General features: G+C 62.6%; 1 protein-coding gene. It reads right to left on the bottom strand.

Annotated elements, in window-relative coordinates; translation table 11 throughout:
* Positions 1-929, bottom strand: a 929-nt coding sequence (gene groEL, locus AC0L2V_RS32190; RefSeq protein ID WP_473522186.1) for a chaperonin GroEL, incomplete at both ends; no start/stop codon positions are given.

Raw genomic sequence — 929 nt, forward strand, 5'->3', positions numbered from 1 at the left:
ACGGCAACGCCGCCCGCCAGCTTGGCGAGACGTTCCTGCAGCTTCTCCTTGTCGTAGTCCGAGGTGGTCTCCTCGATCTGCTGCTTGATCTGGGCGACGCGGCCCTGGATCTCGGCCTTCTTGCCGGCGCCGTCGACGATGGTGGTGTTCTCCTTGGAGATCGACACCTTCTTGGCGCGGCCGAGCATGTTGAGGCCGACATTCTCGAGCTTGATGCCGAGGTCTTCGGAAATGACCTGGCCGCCGGTGAGGATGGCGATGTCTTCCAGCATGGCCTTGCGGCGATCACCGAAGCCCGGCGCCTTGACGGCGGCGATCTTCAGGCCGCCACGCAGCTTGTTGACGACCAGCGTGGCCAGGGCCTCGCCTTCGACGTCTTCCGAGATGATGACCAGCGGCTTCGAGGTCTGCACGACAGCCTCGAGGATCGGCAGCATGGCCTGCAGGTTGGAGAGCTTCTTCTCGTGGAGAAGGATGTAGGCGTCTTCCAGATCCGCAACCATCTTGTCGGCGTTGGTGACGAAGTAGGGCGAGAGATAGCCGCGGTCGAACTGCATGCCTTCGACGACTTCGAGTTCGGTCTCGGCGGTCTTGGCTTCCTCGACCGTAATGACGCCCTCATTGCCGACCTTCTGCATCGCTTCGGCAATCATCGAGCCGACCGAGGCATCGCCATTGCCGGCGATGGTGCCGACCTGGGCAACCTCTTCCGAGGTCTTGATCTTCTTGGCGTTCTTGATCAGCGTCGAGACGACGTCGCTAACCGCGAGATCGATGCCGCGCTTCAGGTCCATCGGGTTCATGCCGGCGGCAACCGCCTTGTGGCCTTCCTGGACGATCGACTGCGCCAGAACGGTCGCGGTCGTGGTGCCGTCGCCGGCGATGTCGTTGGTCTTCGAAGCAACTTCGCGGACCATCTGCGCGCCCAT

Source organism: Mesorhizobium sp. WSM4814, from assembly GCF_055811595.1.